This is a genomic window from Lysinibacillus sp. ACHW1.5 (assembly GCF_022014815.1).
Lineage (GTDB): Bacteria > Bacillota > Bacilli > Bacillales_A > Planococcaceae > Lysinibacillus > Lysinibacillus capsici.
This window is the reverse complement of sequence record NZ_CP091777.1, coordinates 2,497,303-2,522,145: the sequence shown is the minus strand read 5'-3', so window position 1 is coordinate 2,522,145 and position 24,843 is coordinate 2,497,303. Positions and strand designations below refer to the sequence as shown.

The 24,843-nt window shown below is 38.3% G+C and carries 29 protein-coding genes; 19 read left to right on the top strand and 10 right to left on the bottom strand.

The features are described 5' to 3' along the window. Nucleotides 1–6: 6 nt before the first annotated feature. Nucleotides 7–1,173, bottom strand: a complete 1,167-nt coding sequence (locus L6W14_RS12575; RefSeq protein WP_237898132.1) for an immunity 26/phosphotriesterase HocA family protein — start codon at nucleotides 1,171–1,173, stop codon at nucleotides 7–9. A gap of 183 nt (nucleotides 1,174–1,356) precedes the next feature. On the opposite strand from L6W14_RS12575, the gene L6W14_RS12570 reads away from it, so the two are divergent. From L6W14_RS12570 to L6W14_RS12550, 5 genes are all read left to right on the top strand, one after another. Next, nucleotides 1,357–1,560: a hypothetical protein gene (locus L6W14_RS12570; protein ID WP_237898131.1), complete on the top strand. Its 204-nt coding sequence runs from the start codon at nucleotides 1,357–1,359 to the stop codon at nucleotides 1,558–1,560. Nucleotides 1,561–1,681: 121 nt separating this feature from the next. Beyond that, nucleotides 1,682–1,972: a hypothetical protein gene (locus tag L6W14_RS12565; protein WP_237898130.1), complete on the top strand. Its 291-nt coding sequence runs from the start codon at nucleotides 1,682–1,684 to the stop codon at nucleotides 1,970–1,972. Nucleotides 1,973–1,992: 20 nt separating this feature from the next. Then, complete coding sequence (locus L6W14_RS12560) at nucleotides 1,993–2,484, top strand: nucleoside 2-deoxyribosyltransferase (RefSeq protein ID WP_131520039.1); 492 nt, start codon at nucleotides 1,993–1,995, stop codon at nucleotides 2,482–2,484. Continuing rightward, nucleotides 2,484–2,798, top strand: a complete 315-nt coding sequence (locus L6W14_RS12555; protein ID WP_004225046.1) for a YbjQ family protein — start codon at nucleotides 2,484–2,486, stop codon at nucleotides 2,796–2,798. Before L6W14_RS12560 ends, L6W14_RS12555 begins: the two co-directional genes overlap by 1 nt. Nucleotides 2,799–3,193: 395 nt before the next feature. Next, nucleotides 3,194–4,114, top strand: coding sequence for a helix-turn-helix transcriptional regulator (locus L6W14_RS12550; RefSeq protein ID WP_237898129.1), 921 nt, complete (start codon nucleotides 3,194–3,196; stop codon nucleotides 4,112–4,114). Between the two features lie 32 nt (nucleotides 4,115–4,146). On the opposite strand, the gene L6W14_RS12545 is transcribed toward L6W14_RS12550, so the two are convergent. Continuing rightward, nucleotides 4,147–4,578, bottom strand: a complete 432-nt coding sequence (locus tag L6W14_RS12545; protein ID WP_131520041.1) for a hypothetical protein — start codon at nucleotides 4,576–4,578, stop codon at nucleotides 4,147–4,149. A gap of 93 nt (nucleotides 4,579–4,671) precedes the next feature. Here L6W14_RS12545 and L6W14_RS12540 point away from each other — a divergent pair, with 93 nt between their 5' ends. The 6 genes from L6W14_RS12540 to L6W14_RS12515 all read left to right on the top strand — a co-directional run bounded on the left by L6W14_RS12540 (nucleotide 4,672) and on the right by L6W14_RS12515 (nucleotide 10,946). Next, a complete protein-coding gene (locus tag L6W14_RS12540; RefSeq protein WP_237898128.1) occupies nucleotides 4,672–6,360 on the top strand; it encodes an AAA family ATPase in 1,689 nt (562 codons plus the stop codon). A 198-nt stretch (nucleotides 6,361–6,558) separates the two neighbouring features. After that, nucleotides 6,559–7,068 carry a TetR/AcrR family transcriptional regulator gene (locus L6W14_RS12535; protein ID WP_131520043.1) on the top strand — a complete coding sequence of 170 codons (510 nt, stop codon included), beginning with the start codon at nucleotides 6,559–6,561 and terminating at the stop codon, nucleotides 7,066–7,068. A gap of 90 nt (nucleotides 7,069–7,158) precedes the next feature. Next, nucleotides 7,159–7,578: a DUF3995 domain-containing protein gene (locus L6W14_RS12530; RefSeq protein WP_054550386.1), complete on the top strand. Its 420-nt coding sequence runs from the start codon at nucleotides 7,159–7,161 to the stop codon at nucleotides 7,576–7,578. 44 nt (nucleotides 7,579–7,622) lie between these two features. Then, nucleotides 7,623–8,240 carry a histidine phosphatase family protein gene (locus tag L6W14_RS12525; protein ID WP_131520044.1) on the top strand — a complete coding sequence of 206 codons (618 nt, stop codon included), beginning with the start codon at nucleotides 7,623–7,625 and terminating at the stop codon, nucleotides 8,238–8,240. A 78-nt stretch (nucleotides 8,241–8,318) separates the two neighbouring features. Beyond that, nucleotides 8,319–9,155, top strand: coding sequence for a D-alanyl-D-alanine carboxypeptidase family protein (locus tag L6W14_RS12520; protein WP_131520045.1), 837 nt, complete (start codon nucleotides 8,319–8,321; stop codon nucleotides 9,153–9,155). 528 nt (nucleotides 9,156–9,683) lie between these two features. Continuing rightward, entirely contained in the window at nucleotides 9,684–10,946 is a 1,263-nt protein-coding gene (locus L6W14_RS12515; RefSeq protein ID WP_131520046.1) for a polysaccharide deacetylase family protein, read from the top strand. 48 nt (nucleotides 10,947–10,994) lie between these two features. Here the strand turns inward: L6W14_RS12515 and gltS are convergent, their stop codons facing one another. Together gltS and hutG are read right to left on the bottom strand one after the other, a co-directional pair. Then, nucleotides 10,995–12,179, bottom strand: a complete 1,185-nt coding sequence (gene gltS, locus L6W14_RS12510) for a sodium/glutamate symporter (protein ID WP_237898127.1) — start codon at nucleotides 12,177–12,179, stop codon at nucleotides 10,995–10,997. Beyond that, nucleotides 12,176–13,141, bottom strand: a complete 966-nt coding sequence (hutG, locus tag L6W14_RS12505; RefSeq protein ID WP_237898126.1) for a formimidoylglutamase — start codon at nucleotides 13,139–13,141, stop codon at nucleotides 12,176–12,178. Before hutG ends, gltS begins: the two co-directional genes overlap by 4 nt. A gap of 140 nt (nucleotides 13,142–13,281) precedes the next feature. Between hutG and L6W14_RS12500 the strand changes: the two genes are divergently transcribed. From L6W14_RS12500 to L6W14_RS12480, 5 genes are all read left to right on the top strand, one after another. Next, nucleotides 13,282–14,169 (top strand): LysR family transcriptional regulator, encoded by an 888-nt coding sequence (locus L6W14_RS12500; RefSeq protein ID WP_048392528.1) that lies wholly within the window; start codon nucleotides 13,282–13,284, stop codon nucleotides 14,167–14,169. A gap of 150 nt (nucleotides 14,170–14,319) precedes the next feature. After that, on the top strand, nucleotides 14,320–15,555 hold the full coding sequence (locus tag L6W14_RS12495) for an acyl-CoA dehydrogenase family protein (protein WP_054550382.1): 1,236 nt from the start codon (nucleotides 14,320–14,322) through the stop codon (nucleotides 15,553–15,555). Next, complete coding sequence (locus L6W14_RS12490) at nucleotides 15,552–16,328, top strand: SDR family oxidoreductase (protein WP_131520049.1); 777 nt, start codon at nucleotides 15,552–15,554, stop codon at nucleotides 16,326–16,328. Before L6W14_RS12495 ends, L6W14_RS12490 begins: the two co-directional genes overlap by 4 nt. A gap of 13 nt (nucleotides 16,329–16,341) precedes the next feature. Then, nucleotides 16,342–17,385, top strand: coding sequence for a phosphotransferase family protein (locus L6W14_RS12485; RefSeq protein ID WP_237898125.1), 1,044 nt, complete (start codon nucleotides 16,342–16,344; stop codon nucleotides 17,383–17,385). A 290-nt stretch (nucleotides 17,386–17,675) separates the two neighbouring features. Continuing rightward, nucleotides 17,676–17,891 carry a DUF3955 domain-containing protein gene (locus L6W14_RS12480; protein WP_048392534.1) on the top strand — a complete coding sequence of 72 codons (216 nt, stop codon included), beginning with the start codon at nucleotides 17,676–17,678 and terminating at the stop codon, nucleotides 17,889–17,891. Between the two features lie 36 nt (nucleotides 17,892–17,927). Here the strand turns inward: L6W14_RS12480 and L6W14_RS12475 are convergent, their stop codons facing one another. Both L6W14_RS12475 and L6W14_RS12470 read right to left on the bottom strand, forming a co-directional pair. After that, nucleotides 17,928–18,413 (bottom strand): tetratricopeptide repeat protein, encoded by a 486-nt coding sequence (locus L6W14_RS12475; protein WP_131520050.1) that lies wholly within the window; start codon nucleotides 18,411–18,413, stop codon nucleotides 17,928–17,930. Nucleotides 18,414–18,444: 31 nt separating this feature from the next. Beyond that, nucleotides 18,445–18,888 carry an SMI1/KNR4 family protein gene (locus tag L6W14_RS12470; protein ID WP_237898124.1) on the bottom strand — a complete coding sequence of 148 codons (444 nt, stop codon included), beginning with the start codon at nucleotides 18,886–18,888 and terminating at the stop codon, nucleotides 18,445–18,447. A gap of 185 nt (nucleotides 18,889–19,073) precedes the next feature. Here L6W14_RS12470 and L6W14_RS12465 point away from each other — a divergent pair, with 185 nt between their 5' ends. Beyond that, nucleotides 19,074–19,916, top strand: a complete 843-nt coding sequence (locus L6W14_RS12465; protein ID WP_237898123.1) for an alpha/beta fold hydrolase — start codon at nucleotides 19,074–19,076, stop codon at nucleotides 19,914–19,916. Between the two features lie 81 nt (nucleotides 19,917–19,997). Here the strand turns inward: L6W14_RS12465 and L6W14_RS12460 are convergent, their stop codons facing one another. The 3 genes from L6W14_RS12460 to L6W14_RS12450 form a co-directional block, all read right to left on the bottom strand. Beyond that, a complete protein-coding gene (locus tag L6W14_RS12460) occupies nucleotides 19,998–20,420 on the bottom strand; it encodes a hypothetical protein (RefSeq protein ID WP_237898122.1) in 423 nt (140 codons plus the stop codon). Nucleotides 20,421–20,562: 142 nt separating this feature from the next. Further along, a complete protein-coding gene (locus L6W14_RS12455) occupies nucleotides 20,563–21,138 on the bottom strand; it encodes a GNAT family N-acetyltransferase (protein ID WP_237898121.1) in 576 nt (191 codons plus the stop codon). Between the two features lie 16 nt (nucleotides 21,139–21,154). Then, nucleotides 21,155–22,021: an AraC family transcriptional regulator gene (locus L6W14_RS12450; RefSeq protein ID WP_193767316.1), complete on the bottom strand. Its 867-nt coding sequence runs from the start codon at nucleotides 22,019–22,021 to the stop codon at nucleotides 21,155–21,157. 267 nt (nucleotides 22,022–22,288) lie between these two features. On the opposite strand from L6W14_RS12450, the gene L6W14_RS12445 reads away from it, so the two are divergent. Further along, on the top strand, nucleotides 22,289–23,044 hold the full coding sequence (locus L6W14_RS12445; protein ID WP_131520056.1) for a class I SAM-dependent methyltransferase: 756 nt from the start codon (nucleotides 22,289–22,291) through the stop codon (nucleotides 23,042–23,044). Nucleotides 23,045–23,091: 47 nt separating this feature from the next. Here the strand turns inward: L6W14_RS12445 and L6W14_RS12440 are convergent, their stop codons facing one another. Then, nucleotides 23,092–24,285: a Ger(x)C family spore germination protein gene (locus tag L6W14_RS12440; RefSeq protein ID WP_131520057.1), complete on the bottom strand. Its 1,194-nt coding sequence runs from the start codon at nucleotides 24,283–24,285 to the stop codon at nucleotides 23,092–23,094. 141 nt (nucleotides 24,286–24,426) lie between these two features. On the opposite strand from L6W14_RS12440, the gene L6W14_RS12435 reads away from it, so the two are divergent. Further along, on the top strand, nucleotides 24,427–24,810 hold the full coding sequence (locus L6W14_RS12435) for a VOC family protein (protein WP_131520058.1): 384 nt from the start codon (nucleotides 24,427–24,429) through the stop codon (nucleotides 24,808–24,810). Nucleotides 24,811–24,843 lie beyond the last annotated feature (33 nt).

Below are 24,843 nucleotides of genomic sequence, written 5' to 3'. Positions count from 1 at the left end.
CTCCCTCTATTTTTTTTGTGTACGATGATAAGTTTTATTGAGGTAATGAATATATTGGGTGCGGGTCAATCCACCCGTTTGGCGATTAAAGTCATCGTAGGAGATATCTTCTGGAAAACTAAATTCAGCGAGTGCCCGCTGACGATCTTCGCGGAAGTGTGGATGATCTAGCGACTCTGTTACAATTCCTTCCTCTTGCTTCAACCAATCACTGGCAACGCCTGCATAGACACCATGATTGGTAAAACGGCTAGCTGTTTGATAGGAGGTGGAAGGTGCAGGTTTACTAATTGTTCCTGTCCCCCAGGATAGACGATATCGAGGCTCTTTCCCATAGTTTAGTGTCACGCCATAGCCCATTGGAAATACAATATCGGATTCTGTTAACATTTTATGGCCTATCTTTTCATAGCATCCCCGCATAAAATGGTCATCCATCACAATATGGGTTTGAGGGGCCAATGGAGCTGATATGATTTCCTCAAGAGAAGGCAGGCGCTCTGTCGTTGTCAACAAATAGGGCCGTACAAACAATGGCATTGTCATTACATTATGCCAAATACTATCTTCTCCAAAAAGATGATCCTTTTGCATTTGACGTAAATCGCCAATGACAAGCACATAGCCATCTACAAATAAATCGATTTCTACACGAAAAATATCACCTGGCACAGTCTTATAGCGTAGACTTTTCATCTTGGTTAGCTTTTCTAGCTTGTCTGAGTAATCAGCAGGAAGCTGGGAGGGAAATTGCTCTAACCAATTCAAGAGAGCCGACTTAGTCGTTAAATGCTCAAAGCCTGTTAATGGCAGCTGGTAATATGTTTTAGTGTTACGAGCTGTGATATAGCTAGATGGATGGTTTTCATTACCTAGACCAGCAGAAAAAACAACGCCTGCAGCTTTCACAGCGGAGATATTGGTATAATTCAATTTCTTTTCTTGTCCACGCGCGGTTTGAGGGACAATGACTTCACGATTACGTGTTAAAATGTCGACATCCGCTTCTTGGTAGCTATGCTCATTCACGAAAATTCTTTTTTTAATGAGATCACCTTCAAGGCAAATAAAATAATCCTCTCGAATCGGAATCGTTTCCCAATGTGCTTCTAAAGTATGTAGGCCGAAATAGGGGCGCAATGAATTGGTTAACCAACTAGTAAATGGTGTCAATCGAATTTCCTCCTAGCTCTTGTTTTGTATTTTGGTCAAGTATACTGAATTTGGTGGGTGTCGAAAATAGCTTAGATGGAAAATAGTTACTTTTATGCAGTGATAATAATTGCTTTTGGAGCAGATGTCTACCTTTTTCTTCAGGCTATAGAACTGCTATAATGACAGACAGAGGTGATGAATATGCATATTGTGACGATTGAAGGCATACCCTATGCTTGGCTTGAACAATTACCAGAAATCCACGCTCACGTTTTTGATGGAGCAAATTCGCCACTCGAAAAGCTAGAAAAGAAAGAAGGCCTTCTTTGCATATTGGCAGTGGAAGGTGACACATTAATCGGCTTTAAACTAGGCTACCCACATCCAGATGATATTTTATCTTGATTCATCAGAAAATGCCCACCTCTATTGGTGATGAGATGAATGCACAATTGTACTCTTTGATATAAAGGGTGTCCAAATACCGACTGAATCAAGATAAATGCCCCAGCGGATGTCACAGATTTTGAAGAGGAGCTTTTCGAGCAAGCTCGAAAAAATCTGGACGCAATTACGCAAGGGCGTATTTGATAGTTGGTTGGGTGGCGTTCATGTAGCACATCGAGGTCAGGGAATTGCAAGTCAATTAATGAAACAACAGCATGAGCATATCAAGACTTTAGGCTTTCACAAAGTTCGTACATATGGAAGAAATACATTCAAAGCTATGCTCATTACCAACCTCAAGCATGGTTTCGATATACGATCAACATTTATTGATGAAAAAGGCAGACATAAAATTATATTTGAAAAATAATTAATTAAGGAGTTTTATACATGAAAGCATATTTAGCAAATGGGTTATTTTCGTTAGGCGATCGTTTTGTAAATGAACAATTGGCAGCAGCTATTCGCGAGGCAGTACCAGGCATCGCATTATATGTACCTCAGGAGAATGAGGCCATCAATGATAAATCTGCCTATGCAGATAGCTTAGCGATTGCCCAAGCAGATTTAGAGATGCTACAGGATAGCGATGTTCTGATAGCTGTATTAGATGGGGTGGAAATTGATTCAGGCGTTGCCGCAGAGATAGGTGCGTTTTCGATGCTGAATCGTCCCATTATTGGGGTGCTAACGGATGTTCGTCAGCAAGGGCGGGACAATATGCAAAAAATAGAGGCACTGATCCGAGATGGGCTAGAGAATCAGTTTGTTTATCGTAATTTATTTGTTGTGGGGTTAGTTAAACGCAATGGCGTGATTACATCTTCTATTGAAGAGGCTGTGAAAGCCATACAAAAACTACAGAACGGGGAGGCATCATGATGCTATTAGCTACATCAGACATGGTGGCAGGAAAAGATATCATGGAAACATTAGGGCTAGTGAAAGGGAATTCTGTTCAATCTAGAAATATTGGTCGTGACATGATAGCAGGTCTTCGCAATATTGTAGGTGGAGAAATGAAGGAGTATGCGGAGATGCTTGTGCGCTCTCGTGAAATTGCCACAGAGGCAATGGTAGAGGAAGCCAAACAATTAGGTGCAGATGCAGTTGTAGGCGTTCGTTATGCTACTTCATCTGTCATGGATGGTACATCCGAAGTATTGGTATATGGAACAGCTGTAAAATTCAAATAAAAGAGTACAAGGACTTTCATTCAATGGAAGTCCTTTTTCAATGGTTAAAAAGTGACACATTCATCTAAAATGCTGTAAAATTTTAGTTAATTATGTCAAAAATACAGTCTATTGTGCTGCTTGAATGGTGATTTATTATAGGATGCGTATAGTACAAATTATACCAATAAAGTAGAAGTTTTATCTTGATTCAGTTTATAGATAATGAGATGAATGCACAAATGGAGTGGGTGTCAAAACACCAACTGAATCAAGATAAAAGCCCAAGTGGAGGTCACAGATTTTGAAGAGAAGCTTTTTGAGCAACTCGCAAAAAATCTGGACGCAATCAGTAGAAGGGCTATTTATGGCCAATGTACTGCAAGCTGGGCATGATAGAAGAAAGAGTGGGATATATGGTAGATTCACAACAAGGCAAAGGCTATCGCCTACTATCGATGTTTGATCGATTGATGGATGGCCAAGGAATCAACAAGAAGCAAGAAGCATTGACACATCAGGTTGGTGAAAAAACCATACAACGGGATATCGATGAAATTCGTACGTATCTGGAAAAGGCTAAGCTAGATTACCATTTACAATATGTACGTACAGAAAAAGTGTATAAATTAATGCATACAAAAAACAATCGTTTATCTAAAGAACAGGTACTAGTCATCGTTAAAATACTGATTGCCTCAAAAGCTCTCGTAAAATCGGATATCGGTGAGATCGTTAATCAACTTCTCTCACGTGTAGCAGACGATCAACTGTTATTAAATGAAAAAATTGTATATGAAGATCTCCATCAAAACAAGTCATTATTGTCCTTGATATGGGGAATTTCAACAGCCATTCAAAAGAGAAAGGTCATTACAATTGATTATTTACAGGAGGGTGAAGCGATTCCAACTGCAAAAATTTTAAAGCCGCTCGCTGTTATCTTTTCAACACATTATTTTTATTTAATAGGCGATAATCAAGACACCCCAACTGTTTACAGAATGGATCGTATTCAGCATTTTCGTGAAATGACTATCCATTTTGAATTTCCATCTGTACATCCATTACAAGTAGAGGACACTAATGACCTTACTCATATCCGTCTTCTCTATAAAGGCCGTTCTCCTCAAATAGTCTACAGTCGTTTCCCAACAGCCCACCTAGTTTCACAAAACAATCATGAATATGTTTTTGAGGCAGAAGTGTTAGAATATGGCGTGAAAGAGTGGTTGTTAAGTCAAGGAGCCGATATGGAGGTATTAGAGCCAATTGAACTGAGAGAAGAGATTATTGAGACCTTACAAGCTATGCAGCAAAATTATCGTTACATATAAAAACCCGTGTGTACATGCACGGGTTTTTACGTTTACTGAAACAATTGTTTGATAAATGTCGTATCGATATCCTTAGTGAGCTTATAATCTTTCATGTAATTTTCCTCATATAAATACACGAATAAATGCTGGTCATCATCTAAACGCAAGCCAATTTCCCTGTTGTCATTAATTGAGAGTGTTAGCCAGTATGCTTCATGAGAATCAGAATTCGAAAACCACACCTTTTTTAAAGGTAGGTCCTTGAATGGCTGCATCATTTGATTGATTTCTGCTGCATCAGTAATCGTTACTGTTTTTTCATCTGAGGAACGAATAATTTCAATCTCATGAATTTCCTCCATTTCGAGACGTTCTGTTACCTCTGTTGTAAAATCAGTGTCTCGTGTTAACAGCATTGTCGAGATATACAGAATAAGTAGTGGTAGTAAAATGCCTAGAAGTAGTTTGTATCTTTTTTTCATGCTTGTCTCCTTAAATTCTAAAAATTCACACATATGTATTCTTTTCCACGCTATAATTGAGCATATACTGAAATGATGAAGGAAGGCAATTAAATGACACATAATCATGAAGAGAAAGAACTATTTTACCCAAGTGGAATCATTATGTATCGAGGTGGCGTCAAGAAGAATGATTTCGGTCACGATATTTATGACGGCAAAGGCTCGCTATTTGATCAAGAGGGAGAATTATTATTCGAGGGTGAATTCGTCAATCATATGAAGCAAGGCAATGGCATTATGTATTTGAAAGGACAACTCATTTATCAGGGTGAATTCATACAAAATAAAAAACAGGGTCATGGCATTTTATATAAGGATGGTCATATCCATTATGAAGGTCATTTTCGCAATGACTTAATGGATGGTTATGGTGTTTTATATTATGAAGAAGAAGTAATTAGCCCTTATCAAACACTACGAGCACAGTATCCACATTTAAATCAACCGCAGTATGAGGGTGACTTTGTCCATGGCATGAAAAAGGGAAAAGGCAAGCAGTACTATCCAAATGGATTTTTACAATATGAGGGTGATTTTATTTGGCATCATATGCAAGGGGCTGGGAAGCTATATTACCCTACGGAATCACCAACAGCTGAGGAGCTTGCACGTGGTGTAACTAATCTCTACTATGAAGGTCATTTCTTTGAGGACCTAAAGCATGGTAAAGGCAAAGTATATTCTAGGGATGGAATTTTAGAAGCGGAAGGGCAATTTAAAGAGGATATGATGACAGGGCAAGGAACGCTCTATTATGCCAATGGGCAAGCTACCTATATTGGTGACCTCGTTCAAGGCAAAAAACATGGACGAGGCGATTATTATAATGAAGAAGGCAAAATTATCTATAGTGGTGAATTTATCAACGATGAGCGGTTACGCATTACACCTGAAGTCGAGCAAGAGATTGCCAAGCTACAAAAACAATTAGATAGTCTTGTAGGTCTTCCGAATGCAAAGAAGGAATTACATAATTTAATAAACTTTATTAAAATTCAAAGTCTGCGTGTGGATCATGGTTTAACAAGCTTTCCTATTACGTATCATCTTGTCTTCTCGGGCAATCCAGGCACTGGTAAAACAACAGTGGCACGCATTATTGGCCAAATCTACAAGCATCTTGGCGTCCTTTCAAGTGGGCATTTTGTGGAAACAGATCGTGCAGGTTTAGTCGCTGGCTATGTTGGACAAACAGCATTAAAGGTTCAGGAAGTCGTTAACAAAGCAAAAGGCGGGGTACTTTTTATTGATGAAGCCTATTCATTAATGAATGATAAACAGGATGCATTTGGGAAGGAAGCTATTGATAGTTTATTAAAGGCAATGGAGGATCTACGTGATGACTTGGTAATTATTGTTGCGGGCTATACAGAGCTAATAGAAGATTTTTTACAATCTAATCCAGGCTTTAAATCTCGCTTTAATCATTTTGTACAATTTGATAATTTTAGCACGGATGAACTCTATGATATTTTTGCGATGCTTTGTCAAACGAACGATTATCAATTTGGCGAAGCATTTGCCCAACATATGAAAACACAGCTACGTCATATGCCGATTGAAACCATCCCTAATTTCTCGAATGGTCGTTATATTCGAAACTTGTTTGAGAAACTAGTGACGATCCAATCAAACCGATTGATTCAACAGGCAACAATCTCGAGAGAAGAACTCATGACATTTGAGGAGCAGGATATTTTACAGGGCATTGCAGAAAAGTTGTTTGACAATACTTTTTAAGACAAGGAGTAAATTCATGAAAAAGCTATTAGTGTTTATTTTAGTGTGTGCATGTATTTTACCACGACTAGTAACAGTTCATGTTACAGTGAATAATCATATTAATGTACGCCATAAAAACGATAAAAGTTGATGAGTGATGTATAAAGTGGTAATATAAGACAAAACATACGCTAACGTATTTTTTGGAGGGCAATTATGCAAGTAACGAAAGAGGATTGGATTAGAGCGGGTCTAGAGCAATTAACAGAAGCGGGGATTCATAAAGTACGTATTGAAGCACTTGCTCGATCATTAAACATTAGTAAAGGTAGCTTTTATCATTATTTTCGTGATCGTCAACAACTATTAGATGCCATGCTAGACTATTGGGAAAACCATGCAACAAAGGCCATTATTCAAAATATGGAGCAAGTCGATGCTACTCTAGAGCAGCTTTTACGGATAAGTTTTCACAAAAATAAAAAGATGGAGATAGGCATTTATGCTTGGGCCAAATATGATTCAGATGTCGCAAAGCGTATCGTTCAAATAGAGGAGCAGCGAATAGCCTGTGTGGCGACACTCTATCAAAAAAGTGGTATCAGCATAGACGAATCCACTGATCGTGCAAGATTAGCTTATTTAACCTATATAGGCTGGATGACACGATTTGAAGCCAATCCTCATTTCGATCTCGAAAAAATGATTAAGCTGTTAATACAGTAAGAAGGTCTCTCGGAGCTAACATGGGCTTTGAGGGACTATATTTAACGCTAGAACATACGGTAGCGTATGTAAATGAAGAGGAGGTAGAACATGTTTATTTTATCAATTGTCGCAGTGGGACTATTAGGGCTCATTAGTATCCTACATATTTATTGGGCCTTTGGTGGTCGATGGGGTACAGAAGCTGTTATTCCTATGAAAGAAGGCAGCCAACAAGCCGTTTTTACGCCTAGAAAATGGGGAACGCTCTTTGTTGCAATGCTGTTGATGCTAGCAAGTGGTATCATCCTTGTTCAAGGAGGCTTCATGCCATTTTTTCAAGCCTCTATTTTTTCAAAAGTAGGAAGTATCGTTTGTGCGCTAGTATTTTTGCTACGAGCAATTGGTGATTTTAAGTATGTTGGTATTTTTAAAACGATTAAGCATTCCACATTTGCTCAAAATGATTCAAAATGGTATAGTCCTTTATGCTTGTTTCTTAGCTTTGTTTATGTGCTGGTGTTAGTTTAACAGCAATTTTACTTTAATAAGGGGAGCAGAATGGGGGATATAAAATGGAGCAAATGATCTACTTACTTCGCCATGGTGAGACAAATTATAATACACAAGGGAGATATCAAGGACAGCTTGATTCACCACTCACTGAGCGTGGTCGGGAGCAGGTTCAGCAAAATGCGCGCATGCTGAAATCACTCATTGGCGATGCAGATGAATGGACCATCCTATCAAGTCCAATGGGAAGAGCCATGCAAAGCACAGCCATACTTTGTGAAACACTGGGCTATGACAGCAACAAGGTGAGGCAGGATCCACGTTTAACAGAGGTTGCTGTGGGACAATGGGCTGGATTAACCATGGCGGAAATACAGCAACAATGGCCTGCCTTGTTAACGAACACAGATGCCTTCAATTGGTATTTTCGTGCACCAGATGGGGAAACCTATGAAGCTGTTGTAAGCAGATTAACTGCTTTGCTTGAAACGATTCAACCACTTTCAAAAGTGATTATTGTCTCGCATGGCTTAACTGGTCGTATTTTACGCGGCGTCTATGCAAGTCTAAGCAAAGAAGAGACGCTCAAGTTAGAGGTTTCTCAAGATGTAATGTTCAAATTAACAAATAAAGAGATTACAAGAATTAGTTCAAATTTCGATGATGATTTTTACCTGTGAAAATATTTGAGCGTATCCCATTTTTCTCAAGGAATATTCAGAAATGCCGCCTCTTATAATGTGTAGGAGGCGTTTTTTATGAAAAAATGGATGTTAGTAGGCTGTATTTGTATCATGGTTTTCTTATTTTATTATACAAGCAAAACATATGAATTCACGCATCTAGAACTGCCATCATTACATAGTCAAAATGCTTTGTTACTCAATGAACAGGGCGATGTATTATACGAAAAAAATGCGGATGCTATTATTTATCCTGCATCTTTAACAAAGATCATGACAGCCATCGTTGCCATAGAGATGACAGATAATTTACAAACACAAACCATTGTAGAGCCCCAAACGATTGCGAACTATACGGCACAAAATGCTTCGATGGCAGGCTTTCAAGCAGGAGATTTTGTCACGATGGAGGATTTATTGTATGGTACACTCCTTGCCTCAGGTGCTGATGCAACAGGAACACTTGCAGATGCTGTCGCTGGCAGTGAGGACAAATTTGTCACGTTGATGAATAACAAGGCGCAAGAATTAGGCATGCATGACACATATTTTGTTAATACCAGTGGCCTACATGATGAGGCACATGTATCCACCGTGCGGGATATCAGCAAGCTTCTGCGATATGCATTGGAAAATCCTACCTTTTATCAAATATTTACCTCAAAAAACTACACAACCTATGTTCCCAATCAATTAATCATCACAAACTCATTATTTACAAAATTACCGGGTCTAGACAGTCCGATAATAGGGGGAAAAACAGGCTATACCCCGGAAGCAGGACTGTGTCTGGCGACCATAATCGAGAAAGAAGGGAAATCTTTTTTATTCATTACAACCAATGCTCCTAGCTATATATGGAACCCACCCCCACATATTGAAGATGCCCTAACGGCCTTCGAAGCTTTATAGCAGGAAAAATAATGAAAAAACCTCAACTTTTTCATGGTTCCTAACGTCTTAATAGAAAGGGGAATTATATAGCTGAGGTTCGGTGGTGGATAACCAGCTTTTTATAGGAACCATCAAATACGGGGAGAGCTGCTGCTAAAAGTGAGGGAGCAGTTCAAAAAGAGAGGGGAGCCATCTCCAAAAGGTGGCGAACCTGCTCAAAGAGGTGAGAGCCCTCTCCCAGTAAGGAGAAGGTCACTCACCTAAGTCCGTAGGTCGTTTAGCAGCATGAGAAAAAGGAGCTAACAAAAAATCTACAAAATAAGCCACCATCATTTAATTATCATAACCTATGCATAGTTTCTCAGTAAAAAGGGAAGGAGGAATGTATAAGTATTTACTAAAATATGAATTTTAGCAGCATCGTAAAAGGGAATCTAGTTGATTATTACTATTTTATGGCAGGGTTGTTTACTCTATAATAAAAGTTAAATCTTAGCAATTTTTTAGCAAACAGACATGGAAGACATCTAAGGGCGGTGTAGAACAATGAAAAAATTTTTACCCTTTGCCATCGTTTTGACGTTTATGATGTGCATCTTGGCAGGGCAACTTTCAGTAAATGCTGAAGGGTCAGTGGTGATTCACAAGGTAGTCAAAGATACGGTTATTTTTGAAGAAGCTTCTACGAATAGTGCGGAGATCGGGGAACTTTCGAAAGGTAACTTTGTTTCAGTAACAAAAGTAAGTAAAGGTTGGACACATATTCAAACGCCAGAGCAGGAGGGCTATGTCACATCTGATGCTTTAGTCAAGTTGAAGTCTGAGGGATACCTAGTCATTCAAAAGGGCGGTACAACATTATTTACAGCCCCAAGTCAACATGCCCAGCATGTAGGACAGCTCTATGAAGGACGAATAATTTATGTATATGGCACAGCACCTGGTGGTTGGTCTTTCGTTCAATATGGCGAGGAGATAGGATATGTAGCGACAAACGCATTAAAAAAACCAGCTCCAACGAAGAAAAAAATTAATGCTGTTGCTGGTGCTGAATTACGTTTAACAGCTAGTCCAAACGGAGAAGTTCTTGGTACACTTCCCAATAAAACAACTGTCCAGTATTACATAACACTTGCTGGTTGGGCTTATGTAGAAGCAGGCGACCAAAAAGGGTATGTCAAAGCTTCTGAGCTAGCCGATATTCAGTTAATAGATAATAAAGTTTATAATAAAGGTGTGCCAGTAGCGAAAGGCGCAAAAAAACGGGTAGCCTTAACATTTGATGATGGGCCAGATGCTAAGGTGACACCACAAATTTTGGCAACGTTAAAGAAATACGATGCCAAGGCTACATTCTTTATGGTAGGTAAAAATGTGTCAAGAAATGCTGCAATCGTTAAACAAGTCTATGAAGCAGGGCATGAAATCGGAAACCATACCTTGAGCCATAAAAAATTAACGACCTTATCAATAGCAGGCGTTAAACAAGAAGTCAATGGCACAAGTAATGCTATTTATGCAGCCATCGGGCAGTATCCAACTGTTTTCCGACCACCCTATGGGGCGACCAATGACCAAGTACGTTCTGTCATGACAATCCCCTCGATTTTGTGGTCGATTGATACACTGGATTGGAAACATCACAATCCAGATAAAATTTTAGCGTATGTCAAAGCCTCTGTAAAAGATGGGAGTATTATTCTAATGCACGATATCCATCAAACGACAGCCAATGGTTTAGAAAATGTTATTCATTATTTACAAAAACAAGGCTATGAATTTGTTACAGTAAGTGAGATATTACAATAATAGAAAAGCTTTGCAATCGTCTACTCAGAACGAATGCAAAGCTCTTTTTTATTTAAATAAATTGATAGTCGTAATAATAATAGGAATCCCAAATACGTCAATTAAAAATGCGCCGACAATCGGTACGACAAGAAAGGCTTTTTTAGAAGGACCGAAGCGTTGCACAACGGCTGACATATTGGCCATGGCATTTGGTGTTGCGCCTAGACCATGTCCTGCAAAACCTGCTACCATAACAGCAGCATCGTAGTTTTTGCCAAGTAATTTAAATAACACAAAAATACTAAATACAACAATAAAGAATACTTGCGCAAAAACAATGATGAATAATGGTAGTGCCAAATCAGCAATTTCCCATAATTTAATACTCATGAGAGCCATGGAAAGGAATACACCTAATGTGACATCTCCAATTAATGAGATGCTTTTCATATTAATGGCTTCAGGTTTGAATTTATCCATAATATTGCGCATTAATACAGCCACAAACATTGCTCCTACATAGCCAGGTAGAACGAAACCTGTTGCTTCTGAGAATAGTGTGCCGACGTACGTACCAACCGCCATACAGAAAGTAATTAATAAGACTTGTGTAAAGAACGAATCCGATGTAATTTGCTCATGTTTATTTTCATATTGGACTTCTTCCGATTCTTGTTCATCTGGTGTTAAATTATATTTACCTACTAAATATTTGACAATTGGACCACCAATTAAGCCACCAGCAACTAGACCACATGTTGCGGCAGCAGCACCAATTGTCATAGCTGAAGAAATCCCTAAATCTTCTAAGGTTTGGCCAAATGCAGCTGCAGCGCCATGACCACCCTCCATAGAAACGGCACCCGCCATCATACCGATTAAAGGATGGATCCCCATAAGTGAGGCCAGAGATACCCCAATGACATTTTGCATTAACGCTAGGAAGCCACATGCTAGCCAGTAGATAATCAGTAATTTACCACCGAGCTTTACAAGTTTAAAGCTTGCACCTAAGCCAATTGTCGTAAAGAAAGTAATCATAAATAAGCTTTGTAAAGAAGTATCAAGTGATATTTCTAAAATACCCGTTGTTTTTAAGATGGTAGCAAGAGCAGCGAACAATAAACCACCAACCACTGGTGCTGGGATACAGAAACGCTTTAAAAAGACTATTTTATTGATAAGAAAGCTACCTAATGCAAAGAGTGCAACAGCTAGGAATACCGTTGTAATTTGATTAATTTCGATCATGAACCTTGCCCCCTAAGTAAGTTGTTCAGTGCCTCATATACAAAATAGGCACCTAATTTCACTGTACGTCCGTTTTCATCTAATAACGGATTGACCTCACAAATATCAAATGAATGGGTGTGAGGGTGTGAAGTGACTTGTTGCAAAATGGAGCGCACAGTCGATGGGTCAAGCCCAAACGGTGATGGAGCACTTACACCTGGAGCAAATGCTGCATTCAATACATCCATACATAATGTTAAAAGAATATAATCATGCTTATCCATAAAATGTTGTAATGCATCCGTTAATTGTTGTTGGTAGGCTACCGTCATTTGATCCTCATAAACATACTCCACGTTTAATTCATCAGCTTTTTCGAAAAGTTCTCTTGTATTGCCGTAGCGTTGAATACCAACAACAAAATAGTCAGCGTGTGGATCCTGCTCTAAAATTTGACGGAACATCGTACCTGACGAAGGTTGTTCATCATATGGTCGTAAATCAAAGTGAGCATCGATATTGATGATGCCGATTTTAGCTTCCTTTGGTAGAGCAGAACGAACGCCTAAATAATGGCCATACAGCGTTTCATGCCCGCCACCTAGCACCACACATGATAAGTTTTTTTGTAGTACTGTTGCTACGACTTCACCAAGCTCACGTTGGGCTTCCTCTAAAGCATGATTTAGACAAACGATATTGCCAACATCAATAATTTGCTGATCGTCTTCAAATGTCCACGGTAAACTGGCTAAGCCTTCTCGTAGGGCGTTTGGACCATTTGCTGCCCCTACACGGCCTTGGTTTCGACGTACCCCTTCATCGCAGATAAAGCCAACGAGAGCAGCATTTTTCTTATCTGAAGCGCTTACATCATTAATCGCAACTCTTTTTACTTGTTGATGTAAACGAAAGCTGCTTGTATTTGTCGTTGAATCTATTCGGCCTTTCCATTGTTTTTGATCTGTCATTGTGTACATAAACTTATCAACCCCATTGTGAATATTATTGTAGAAAAAGTATTGTTGTAATTCATTATATATTCACATAATTATAATTACTAATATATAATTAATATTAATCTATAGCTTTTAACTATAAATCTGGGAGGTATCTATAGGTGGACATTAAACAATTACACTATTTTATCGCTGTTTCAGAACAGATGAATTTCTCAAAAGCCGCAGAAAGACTGCATATTTCGCAGCCTTCCTTAAGTAATGCGATCAAAAAATTAGAACAAGAGATTGGCTCCCCTTTATTAGAGAGAAATACTAGAAATCTGCAATTAACAGAAGCTGGAGAGTTACTTTTTGAACGAGCAAAAGTTATTGTAAAAAATATGGAAGTGCTAAAAATCGAAATGGATGAAGTGATTGTTCATGGCACGAGAGACATCACCATTGGTGTCATGGAATCTATTAAGCATTGGCTGCCAAAGGTAATCGCCAACTATAAAAAAGACTATCCTCACATGAAAATTCATTTAGTCGATATTTTAGGTAGTAAGCGGGTGAAAAAATCCTTGAAAAGCTATAAAACTCATTTAATCATCACCAATCAGCTAATGGATGATCCAGAGTTGGAAGTTCAAACTTTATATGAAGAACGGTTGGTCGCAGTATTACCTTTACATCATCCGTTAGCCCAAAAGGATACTTTAACCATCTCAGATATTTGTGAAGAACCATTTATTATTAGTACCGAGGGCTTTCAAACAAGACGAGATATCTTAACGTCATTTGAACAGGCTGGTAAAAACATCAATATTCAATTTGAAATTGAGCGTTTTGAAACCGCTGTATCGCTTGTACGAGAACATTTAGGAGTGACCATATTACCTGAAAATTACTTGCAAGGACCGACTGCTAAAACGATTGTAAAAAAAGAAATAGAGGGTCTGAATTTAAGTCGCAATGTCTATCTAGTGTACTTAAAAAACCGTCATTTACCATTAGCCATCCGACAATTACTGAAGGATATAGTACAGTTTTTTGAAAATAAATGATGTAAGTCCATAGTAATGAATTTTCTCTTTTATTAGAAAATTCAAAAATAGAACATTGCTTTACTAGAAAAATAGCGGTAACATTTATTGTAAGAATGAAAATGAACATTCATTCATTTTGCGAAGTTCAAGCAAAGGGGGTATCTTCTAATGAATTTTTCCTATAGTGAAAAAGTTGAGAAGTTACAGGACAAGCTGAAGAATTTTATGGCGCAATACATTTATCCAAATGAGGCCGTTTATGCTGCACAGGTTGAGGCAATGGAGGATCGTTGGGGAGCGATTCCACCGATTATGGAGGAGCTGAAGCAGAAGGCGCAACAGGCAGGTTTGTGGAATTTATTTTTACCAGATAGTGAATATGGGGCAGGTTTAACCAACTTAGAATATGCACCTTTATGTGAAATCATGGGCCGTTCACTTCTGGCCCCCGAGGTGTTTAACTGTAATGCACCTGACACAGGCAATATGGAAGTACTTGTACGCTATGGAACGGCACAGCAAAAAAAACAGTGGCTAGAACCATTATTACGAGGTGAAATACGGTCCTGCTTTGCGATGACGGAGCCAGCCGTAGCATCCAGTGATGCTACAAATATTGAGGCAAGCATTGAACGCGATGGAGATGAATACATTTTAAATGGCCATAAATGGTGGACAACTGGTGCTGGGGATCCTCGCTGTAGGGTGGCTATTTTTATGGGCAAGCATAAAGATACAACGGCTCCTATCCATGAGCAGCAGTCTATGATTCTTGTACCGATGGATACACCAGGAGTAAAAGTGGAGCGTATGCTAACGGCTTTTGGCTACGACCATGCGCCAGAAGGACATGGTGAGGTTACATTTACCAATGTGCGTGTACCGGTGGAAAATATTTTATGGGGTGAAGGTAAAGGCTTTGCCATTGCGCAAGGCAGACTAGGACCAGGTAGAATTCATCATTGTATGCGTCTTATTGGTGCCGCAGAGCGTGCATTAGAGGAAATGTGTGTGCGTGTACAAGCGCGGCAGGCATTTCATCGACCACTAGCAGATCAAGGGGTAATGCGGGAGCGCATTGCAGAATCTCGGATGGATATTGAGCAAGCAAGACTTTTAACATTGAAGGCTGCTTATATGATGGACACAGTAGGCAACAAAGAGGCAAAAGCTGAAATTGCTATGATTAAGGTAGTTGCTCCAAATATGGCACTCAGAGTCATTGATCGAGCTATCCAAGCATTTGGTGCTGCTGGGGTAGGTCCCGATACAACGCTTGCTGCACAATGGGCTAATTCTCGTACATTACGTTTAGCGGATGGACCAGATGAGGTGCATCGTAATACCATTGCTAAACTAGAATTGAAAAAGCATGCCAACAAACAAGAGGAGCTGGTGAAATGACGGTCCTGGAGTTATTTAGCTTAAAAGGTAAAACAGCGATTGTGACAGGTGGAGGACGTGGACTCGGTGCGCAAATTGCTCAAGGATTTGCAGAGGCTGGAGCCAATGTGGTCTTATGCTCACGAAAGGTGGAGGCATGTGAGGAGGTTGCCGCTGAGCTCGAAAAGCTTGGTGTTCAAGCATTAGCTCTAGCCTGTGATGTCACAAAGCCTGAGGATATTGCCAATGTGGTAGCCCAAACGATTACAACATTTGGTAGAATTGATATTTTAGTCAATAACAGTGGCGCATCATGGGGAACACCTGCCATTGATATGCCCTACGAAGCCTGGCAAAAAGTATTTGATGTCAATGTCAACGGGACATTTTTATTCAGCCAAGCCGTTGGCAAAATTATGCTAGAGCAGAAAAGCGGCAAAATCATTAATATTGCTTCTATTGCTGGACTAGGTGGGACGCTACCAGCCTTTATGGATACGATTGCCTATAACGCGAGTAAAGGGGCTGTCATTACTTTAACGAAGGATTTAGCCGTCAAATGGGGGCCACATGGAGTCAATGTCAACGCTATTGCACCAGGTTTTTTTCCTACGAAAATGTCCAATGTCTTAATCGAACGTGGACAAGACTATTTGATGGGTGTTACACCGTTGAAACGCTTAGGCTCCGAAAATGATTTGAAGGGCGTAGCTTTATTTTTAGCAGCACCAGCTTCGGACTATGTAACTGGGGATGTCATTGTAGTAGATGGGGGCATGAGCTCCATTATTTAAGGAGGGAGATAGAATGGATACGATGCAAGTAAGGTCAAGTGAACGTTTGGATGTTGATAAACTACATGCCTTTTTAGAGAGTTATTTCACTGAGCTTCCACAGGGGAAGCTTGAAATAGCACAATTTAGTGCAGGGCATTCCAATTTGACGTATTGTTTAAAAATAGCTGATTTTGAAGCTGTTCTACGTCGTCCTCCGCTTGGACCAGTTGCCAAAAAAGCGCATGATATGAAGCGGGAATTTACGATTTTATCGGCACTGCATCCATTTTTACCATCGGTTCCAAAACCATATGTCTATGTAGAGGATCGAGACATTATCGGGAGTGATTTCTTTTTAATGGAGCGCAAAAAAGGAATCGTCCTTGATACACATTTTCCAAAAGGCACAGAACCAACAGAGGAGCTAGCACGTCAATTGTCCGAACTGATGGTTGATTCTTTAGTTGCATTACATGCTATTCCTTATCAGGACACTCCGCTAAAGGATATCGTGAAGCCTGACGGATTTCTTGAAAGACAAGTATATGGCTGGATTGAGCGTTATGAAAATGCGAAAACAGCAGAACATGCAGAGGTAGCGATGTTAACAGAGTGGTTAAAAAACAATCTTCCGTCCAATCATGAGGCAACCATTATTCATTACGATTATAAATTGAATAATGCAATGTTCTCCGAGGACTATACCGAAATGATTGGCCTTTTTGATTGGGAGATGGCAACAGTAGGGGACCCACTTGCTGATGTTGGTGTAGCAATGAGTTATTGGATGCAAGCGGATGACCCGAAGATGCTATTATATGCACTTGGTGAACCACCAGTAACTGTATTACCAGGCTTTTATACCCGACAGCAATTTATTGATCGTTATGCAGAGAAAAGTGGGCGAGATGTGTCAGCTATTCATTATTACTGTACATTTGCTTATTTTAAATTAGCCGTTATTTGTCAGCAAATCTATTATCGCTATGTTCAAGGACAAACGCAGGATGATCGCTTTGCTCAGATGGATAAAATGGTCGCTGCCCTCATACAACAAGCTTCTCAATCAATATGATTTTATGGAAAAACGGTTACTTTTAATAAAGTAGCTGTTTTTTATAGCCCATTATAACAGATTATCCGACATTAATTTATATAATTATTTATACTAACTCGCACAAAATTTACTCAAAAAACATAATAAATCACGTACAACAAATTAAAAGAGGAGGGAACGTTTGTTCTTTTAGGTGGGAGTGTTAATCAATAACTATTTATTGTTTTTCGATAAAAAATAATTGACTTGCAATAAAAATAACGCTATCATCAATTACAACAAGGATTTAACAAATGGAGGAAGAAATAATGGGGAAATATTTACTTGCCACAATTCCGATGATCATGGGGATCGTATGTTTATTTATAAAAGGCCTTATAGGAGATGAGATACTAGCAGATGGTACGATAGTGGAGAAAAACTTCTTTTTAATTCCATTGAGCTATTTATTTTTCTTTAGCGGTATACTTACATTCTTGATTATGGCGTTATCTTCTACATTCAAAAAGCAAACTTCCATATAATAATGCTAAAAACAGGCTCTAAATAGGGCCTGTTTTTTATAACCATGTTTGATCTAGCTTATCACTGTAGTAGTGAATAGCTTTTTTATAATCTTGAATGCCTTGATGATTGGCTGTGCGTAATATCGTGTTCAATAATGTTTCCATTGATTTTGCATGTTCGCCAAGATTATAGAGTGTCATGGCATAGAAGACCTTGATTTGCTCAGCCTTGGGGAACTCTTGAATGGCTTGTTCAAAGATCCGTTTTGCTTGCTCGTATTGTCCTATAGTCCGATAGGTGCTTCCTAAACCAAGATAGGCATCCACTAAAACTTCTGCTTCTAGCCCCAACTTTATCGCTTCTTCGTAGTGCGGAACAGCCTCTTTTTCCTGCCCTAAAGAATCAAATGTCCAAGCACATTGAAATTGATAATAAGCATTTTGAGGCTGTTCCTTGACCAGTGCCACCATACATTGATTTGCTTCCTCAAGCTGTCCGTTTTTTCTTAATGTAAGTATGTGTTCTAATTGTTTGTCCATTATATTTAACCTCTTCTTTACTATAAGTAACTTACCATTCATAAAAACAATCTTCTATCAGCAACTCAAATGAATCAGCTATTCGCTTAATTTCTCCACAATCATGATCGCAAATAAAAACATGGCCTGATGGATCGATGAAAATGGGATTACCCCCACCATCCATTGAAATAACATAGCTCGTTTCTAAAACATTTGGAGATAGGAACTCTTTATATTGTTGACGGAAATCCAGTGTTAAATTGACAACGGTTTCGTTTCCTAGACTTGAGCCGTTAGAAAAAGCATGGATTGCTATACCTGCATATGCCCCACCAAACGTTTCAATGAACGCTACATAGTCGCTGTGAAATTGTACATGAAGTTGTTGCTGTGCCTCTATGATTTCCCTTTGACTTGCAGGTTTACCCACTAACGTTTGATGCTTCTCATTAAATAAAAATAACCGCAAACGCTTTATTAGATCTTCCCTCATAGACATTCTCCTTTTATTCAGTATACACGATCCTTCATTGCTAGGAATCTATCGGAATGCTATTGTTAATGTAAATAATAACATCTACTGGGGTGATAGAATGCTAGAGCGTTCAATGGAAAAAACACGGGAAAATCAAGAGGGAAGGGAGTGATGATACAAAAATAGAAAAGAGGATGAAGATAATGACATATCAAAAACTTATGTGTGATGGATTTGAATTAAACTATTGTATAAAGGGGCAAGGCCAACCAATTTTAGTGGTGGGGAGTAGTGTTTATTATCCACGTCTGTTCTCAGAAGACTTTTATCAACATTTCCAGGTGATTTTTTTAGATCATCGAGGTTTTGGTAAGCCAGCTCAAGCATTTACGCAAGAAGATTATACATTGGACAAAATAGTGAAGGATATGGAGTATGCGAGACAAATCCTACAGCTAGATAATTTAATAGTGTTAGGACATTCAGGACATGCATTTATGGCAATGGCGTATGCCAAAGCTTATCCCCAGCATGTTCAAAAACTCGTACTCTTAAATACAGCAACATCGAATAGTCAAAAAAGACAGCAACAAAGCTTATCTTATTTTGAGGCACATGCAAGTATGGAGCGTAATCATCAATTTGCGCACGAAATAGCCTTATTGGAGCAGGATCTAAAGAAGGAGCCTGAACGACGCTTTGTTCATATGTGTATTCGTATGGGGGCGCATAGTTTTTATGATTTTATGTTCAATGCTACCTCTATGTGGGTTAACGTTCATCCGAATATGGAAATTATTGATTATCTATGGGGAGTAGCTTTTGCGGAGCAGAACCTTTTACAACAAATGCTACAAGTTAACAAGCCAATTTTTTTAGGTCTAGGCAGGTATGATTATTTAGTAGCCCCTATTTCATTATGGGATGCAGTAGATCATATTCCCTATGTAAAGAAAGTCATTTTTGAAAAAAGTGGTCATAATCCTATGTTTGAAGAGCCTGTATTTTTTAATGAACAACTAATTCAATGGATAAACGAGGGGTAGTCGAATGGCTGGTTATGCTTGTATAGCAATTAACCAGCCTATTTTAATAATAAAAAGAGAAAAGCCAAAGTATCAACTACCTCAACAAGTTTTACGTATTGCATCAATGTTTTGACAGTCCATAATGACAGGCCGTGTCATATCATCGATTTGAAGGAAGTACCCGCAGCAGCTTTGCGGAATAAGATAAATAAAGTATATTCCTAGAAATTGGCTGCCATCTGAAAGGTATACATCTACTAAAGACCCTGGTTCAAAACATTCTAAGTGACTACAAATACAGCTTTGACAATGCTTTTCAATTTGATTTTGTTTCTGATATTTTTTTTCAAATTGGGGACTATTATAATATTTTATTTTATAAGAATCTTCCTCAATAATAGGATGATCTACGCTGGGAGAGTGACCAAAGTAAACATTCTTTGATTCACAATAGCATTTAGAAAATTTATGATAATTGTTAAATTCCCAATTCATTCGTGTTAAATATCTGTTTCCATCCATTTCTAAAACGCTCCTTTATGATTACAATGTCATGCTAGCATGAGTCATCTATTTCTAGTCTATGTTAAAGAGCCCTTTAGGAGATGGTAAAATGTCCATTTATCTGTACAATATAAGAAAAGACTAAACTCATTAGTAGAGTTTAGTCTTTCAAACTGTAATCGCCTTTCAATAAGCCGTATATCTCTAAATCAACAACACCCTTACCAGACCATAATGAAGCTTGTCTCAAAAGACCTTCTTTTGAAAATCCATTTTTTAACAAAATCTTTTTCGAGGGTTCATTTAAAGGCATGACTTCTGCCTGTATTCGATTAACATTTACCTCTTCCAATAAAAATTTTACGATTGTTGCAACTGCCTCTGATGCAATGCCTTTTCCCCAGGATGCTTCAGCTAAATAGTAACCGATTGTTACCATATCTACTTTTTGATTAAAGTCCATCGCTTCGATAATCCCTACTAGTTTTTCACGCTGTGATATTTCGAAGATCCCCCATTTAATCCTGCTTTTCTTCGTATAATCACGTTCAAAATGGCCAATCATTTTTTGAACAGTTTGAAGGTTATGTTTTGGGATGATGCCACAATACTCAAATACCTTGTCATTATCATAAATAGCAAATAGCTCTTGTATATGTGAGTCTTCAATTTTTTTAAATTGTAAAGTAGCTGAATGTAGGGTAGGGAACTGCTTAAATACTTTCTCAATAATCATCGACCTTGCTCCTTTATTATTCTTTAATGGGAATGTAGATTTTCATTTTCATCTCCTGTGGATAGATCGATTGCATGACATCGGTTATTTCAAAATCAGGACCCGTATCGCGCTCATAATTAGAATTCGGCAACCATACGCCGTAAATGAAACGTCTTGTATTTTGAATTCCTTCCGTAGTGCTATTCAATGTAAACTCCGCATATTTACCAGCAGGAATTTCAAGGTGGGTGAAGCCTATCTCTATTCGCTCCTCAAATGTTTCGACTTCCTCTCCTACAATAAAGGAAAATTGACCATTCTCCTGAAAGTTTGTAGAAATGCCATACGCCATATTAGGGGCTACCTTATGTGAAATTCGCTCATAATAATGCTGCTGACCAAAATCCAAATAAAAGCCAGGTATTTCTGCATAGTACTGTTCGTCTTGTAAGGACGTTTTGTATTCATAGCCTGTAATACGTTTTTTAGATAAGTGAAGTATTTCCGGTCGCTGCATAGGGAGCTCTCCTTCCAGTTTATAATCCAAAAAGTTTATTTTGGTTTGAAATGGTATGGAGTTGGCTCCTTTTCGGTATTTAGCAGGTGTGACACCAAAATACTGAACAAATGCCCGTGTAAATGCCTCCTGAGAACCATATTGAAAGTTGATTGCAATCTCAAGTATATTCTGCTTTGTTGTTGCTAATAAGGAAGCTGCTTCAGAAAGTCTCCTGTTGCGAATATACTGCTGCACAGAAAAACCTGTAATGGCTTGGAAAAGTCGTTGGAAATGAAATGCTGAAAAGTAAGACTGAGAAGAAATATCTGTAATCGTTAACTTTTCATGTAGGTTTTTCTCAATAAACTCTATGGCGTTTTGAATTCTTTCAAAATAATCCATACCATCATCCTTTCTTAACTCAATGGTACCGTTTAATGGGAAGGGTTTTTTGATAATTTGTGCTAATTTGTACATTAAATTGTAATGTATAGGAAATCAATAGAAACATTGATTAAAACAATAAATAAATGTATAATTTAACTAAATTTACAAGAAAGTGAGTGATAGATGATGATAGTCAGCTCTGTTTTCCCATTGAATATAATAAAGGTGCGGGAGAATAAATAGATTAGTTGATTTCTTCCGCAAACAATCGGAGGAGAATATATGTACAAAAATTACGGACCGTTAAGCACAGCACTTTATGATTTTACGAAACCAGTTGGATACTCGCTTGGTGGAGATATTGAATATTATCTAGAACGACTGCAAGGTGTAAAGGGGAAGATTCTAGAAGCAGGGGTTGGTTCTGGACGTTTCTATATTCCTTTTATGGAAAAAGGCTTTGATATAGAGGGAATTGATCATTCCCCAGAAATGCTAGCATCCTGTCGAAAAAGATGCCAAGAACGAGGATTGACGCCAGTGCTGTATGAAGGGAATGTTTGCCAATTCACCTTAGGTCAACAATACGAAGCCATTGTTATGCCTACAGGCTCATTTTGTTTAATTGAAAATCATCAAGAAGCACTATCAGCTTTAACCTCTATGTATCAGCACCTTGTCCCTGGTGGGAGACTCCTAGTAGATTTATTACTTCCTACAGACTGGAAAACAGGAGAAATTACGACATCTTACCATCAAATTTCACAAGATGAAGGAATTGCCCTTGAAAGAAAATCGATTGCCATGAATTGGGTGGAGCAATATACGCTGATGGTTTTAAAATATGAGAAGTGGCAACAAGGCACATTAAGTGATACGGAACTGCAAAAGTTTTTATTACGCTGGTATGGGATTGAAGAATTTAAGCTTTTATTACAAAGTGTGGGCTTCTCTGCAATAACTTGTTCTGCGAATTATAAGTTCCTTCAACAACCAACTGAAGAAACGTCACTCATAACGTTTGAAGCGGTACGTTAATTAAAATGACCAGTACTCCTTAAAAGAGTACTGGTCATTTTTACGAATTAGTCAAGTTTTAATTTTGTTGCAGTTCCTATTCCTTTTGTATGCACATCGACTTCAATTTGAACTTCAAGATCTGGATAGAGGGTCAGCCAGTTCTTTTTAATTCGATTCCATGCTTGATAGTCCTCTCGGTGTAGTACATTACTAAATTTTAATAAATCGGCTTGATAGGTTTGTTGAATTGTTTGAAGTGTACGTTCTAATCGCTCTTTGATTTGTCTGCTCGTTTCTTTATTTAAAGCATCGATGGTTTTTGATTTTGTTAAATCCAATGGACAACTTATCTCTGCAACGTTTTGCTCAATATCAAGTTTGATGGAAATCGAGGGTACATCATTTTGAAAATGACCCGTCATTTTAGTAGAAGAATTAATAATTTCTGTTGAGATTTTCCCTTCTTCAGGACAAGCAATAATTTCAAATGTACTTTTTATATTATTATTTAAAAAATTATAGTCTCTGCTTTCTTGTTCTGTTAAATAGCCGATGAGCTTATAATTTTTAAAAATGGCCAGTCCACCATATTTTAATTGTGCAGGGCTATCCATTTTTTCTATATTCGAGCTAAAATCTCCAGCATCCGCATCACCGTATATATGAATAGAGGGTAAGACGGCACTATGATCAATACTGCCTAACGATTGAATTAAATCATCAAGAATAACAGATTCTGTAGTGCCCCATACTGCTTCAGAAACCTTTAATGATTTAAACATTTTGCTAGCAGGCACATCCTCTAAAGGGGTTAAAACACTTAATATTTCTTGTGCAGTCGAATCATGAGAAACAATAAAGTTAAAATCACTTCGTCCTTCTGGGTCTCTTTGAAATAAATCTAAAATGCTATTCATACCTTCCTCAGCCATTTCTTCACCAATAATAATAATTTGGGCATGCGCATAATAAGGCTTTCTAGGTGTTAGCGCTGTTAATTTTCGAATGGCATCAAATAATGATTTACCTTTTGCATGGTAGGTAAAAACAGGGACTTGAATGCCAGATGCTTTGTTCGAAGCCACTTGACTTGGATTAACAATCTGAACAGAAATTTCGAATTGCTCGTCCGATTTATCCACACCAACAGCCGTAACAATAGCTAGTTCGTTTAACTCCCGCTTATTCCAGCATCCACCTAGTAAAAGAAGTACTGACAGCAATAGGATGAATGATACCTTGTGTTTAATGGTGGACACCTCCTCTAGGAAAAGAAGACATTTCGGATACTATTAAGGATAAGCAAAAGACAGGCAAAATAATCAATAATGACAATCTCAATGAATCTTTTTGAAGGAGAATAAAATGAGAAAACAAACTGTGAAATGGAGGTAAGAAAAATGAAACAATCCTTATTTAAAGGTGTAGAGGCCATTTTTATTCCAATAAAAGATCCTAAATTATCGGCTAAATGGTATGAGGAAATACTCGGATTTAAGCTTCAATATATAGAAGAGGGCGCAGCAGTTATGAAAATCACTGAACAATCCCCCACGGTCATTTGCTTAGTAAAAGCTAAGGAGCATCAGCCATGTCATTTTCCAGACAATCACTTTGGTGTGGGGAAATATGTGAACTTCCTTTCTCAAAATATTGAAGAGACCTATTTATTTCTAGTGGATCATCATGTTCAAGTCGAGGCTTTAGAAGGAGAAGGGGACACCAAATTTTTTACCTTCTATGACCCTGATGGGAATCCTTTAGGTGTTTGTCAATCATTATAAGCGGGTCACTGCGTTAACAGTGACCCTAGTAAC

Coding starts and splice junctions, on each gene's coding strand:
- L6W14_RS12490 (WP_131520049.1), top strand. CDS start 15,552: ATGACGGTCCTGGAGTTATTTAGCTTAAAAGGTAAAACAGCGATTGTG.
- L6W14_RS12515 (WP_131520046.1), top strand. CDS start 9,684: ATGAAAAAATTTTTACCCTTTGCCATCGTTTTGACGTTTATGATGTGC.
- L6W14_RS12480 (WP_048392534.1), top strand. CDS start 17,676: ATGGGGAAATATTTACTTGCCACAATTCCGATGATCATGGGGATCGTA.
- L6W14_RS12540 (WP_237898128.1), top strand. CDS start 4,672: ATGACACATAATCATGAAGAGAAAGAACTATTTTACCCAAGTGGAATC.
- L6W14_RS12525 (WP_131520044.1), top strand. CDS start 7,623: ATGGAGCAAATGATCTACTTACTTCGCCATGGTGAGACAAATTATAAT.
- L6W14_RS12560 (WP_131520039.1), top strand. CDS start 1,993: ATGAAAGCATATTTAGCAAATGGGTTATTTTCGTTAGGCGATCGTTTT.
- L6W14_RS12470 (WP_237898124.1), bottom strand. CDS start 18,888: ATGAGGGAAGATCTAATAAAGCGTTTGCGGTTATTTTTATTTAATGAG.
- L6W14_RS12445 (WP_131520056.1), top strand. CDS start 22,289: ATGTACAAAAATTACGGACCGTTAAGCACAGCACTTTATGATTTTACG.
- gltS (WP_237898127.1), bottom strand. CDS start 12,179: ATGATCGAAATTAATCAAATTACAACGGTATTCCTAGCTGTTGCACTC.
- L6W14_RS12450 (WP_193767316.1), bottom strand. CDS start 22,021: ATGGATTATTTTGAAAGAATTCAAAACGCCATAGAGTTTATTGAGAAA.
- L6W14_RS12460 (WP_237898122.1), bottom strand. CDS start 20,420: ATGGATGGAAACAGATATTTAACACGAATGAATTGGGAATTTAACAAT.
- L6W14_RS12475 (WP_131520050.1), bottom strand. CDS start 18,413: ATGGACAAACAATTAGAACACATACTTACATTAAGAAAAAACGGACAG.
- L6W14_RS12520 (WP_131520045.1), top strand. CDS start 8,319: ATGAAAAAATGGATGTTAGTAGGCTGTATTTGTATCATGGTTTTCTTA.
- L6W14_RS12550 (WP_237898129.1), top strand. CDS start 3,194: ATGGTAGATTCACAACAAGGCAAAGGCTATCGCCTACTATCGATGTTT.
- L6W14_RS12455 (WP_237898121.1), bottom strand. CDS start 21,138: ATGATTATTGAGAAAGTATTTAAGCAGTTCCCTACCCTACATTCAGCT.
- L6W14_RS12570 (WP_237898131.1), top strand. CDS start 1,357: ATGCATATTGTGACGATTGAAGGCATACCCTATGCTTGGCTTGAACAA.
- L6W14_RS12530 (WP_054550386.1), top strand. CDS start 7,159: ATGTTTATTTTATCAATTGTCGCAGTGGGACTATTAGGGCTCATTAGT.
- L6W14_RS12495 (WP_054550382.1), top strand. CDS start 14,320: ATGAATTTTTCCTATAGTGAAAAAGTTGAGAAGTTACAGGACAAGCTG.
- L6W14_RS12465 (WP_237898123.1), top strand. CDS start 19,074: ATGACATATCAAAAACTTATGTGTGATGGATTTGAATTAAACTATTGT.
- L6W14_RS12555 (WP_004225046.1), top strand. CDS start 2,484: ATGCTATTAGCTACATCAGACATGGTGGCAGGAAAAGATATCATGGAA.
- L6W14_RS12535 (WP_131520043.1), top strand. CDS start 6,559: ATGCAAGTAACGAAAGAGGATTGGATTAGAGCGGGTCTAGAGCAATTA.
- L6W14_RS12545 (WP_131520041.1), bottom strand. CDS start 4,578: ATGAAAAAAAGATACAAACTACTTCTAGGCATTTTACTACCACTACTT.
- L6W14_RS12485 (WP_237898125.1), top strand. CDS start 16,342: ATGGATACGATGCAAGTAAGGTCAAGTGAACGTTTGGATGTTGATAAA.
- hutG (WP_237898126.1), bottom strand. CDS start 13,141: ATGTACACAATGACAGATCAAAAACAATGGAAAGGCCGAATAGATTCA.
- L6W14_RS12435 (WP_131520058.1), top strand. CDS start 24,427: ATGAAACAATCCTTATTTAAAGGTGTAGAGGCCATTTTTATTCCAATA.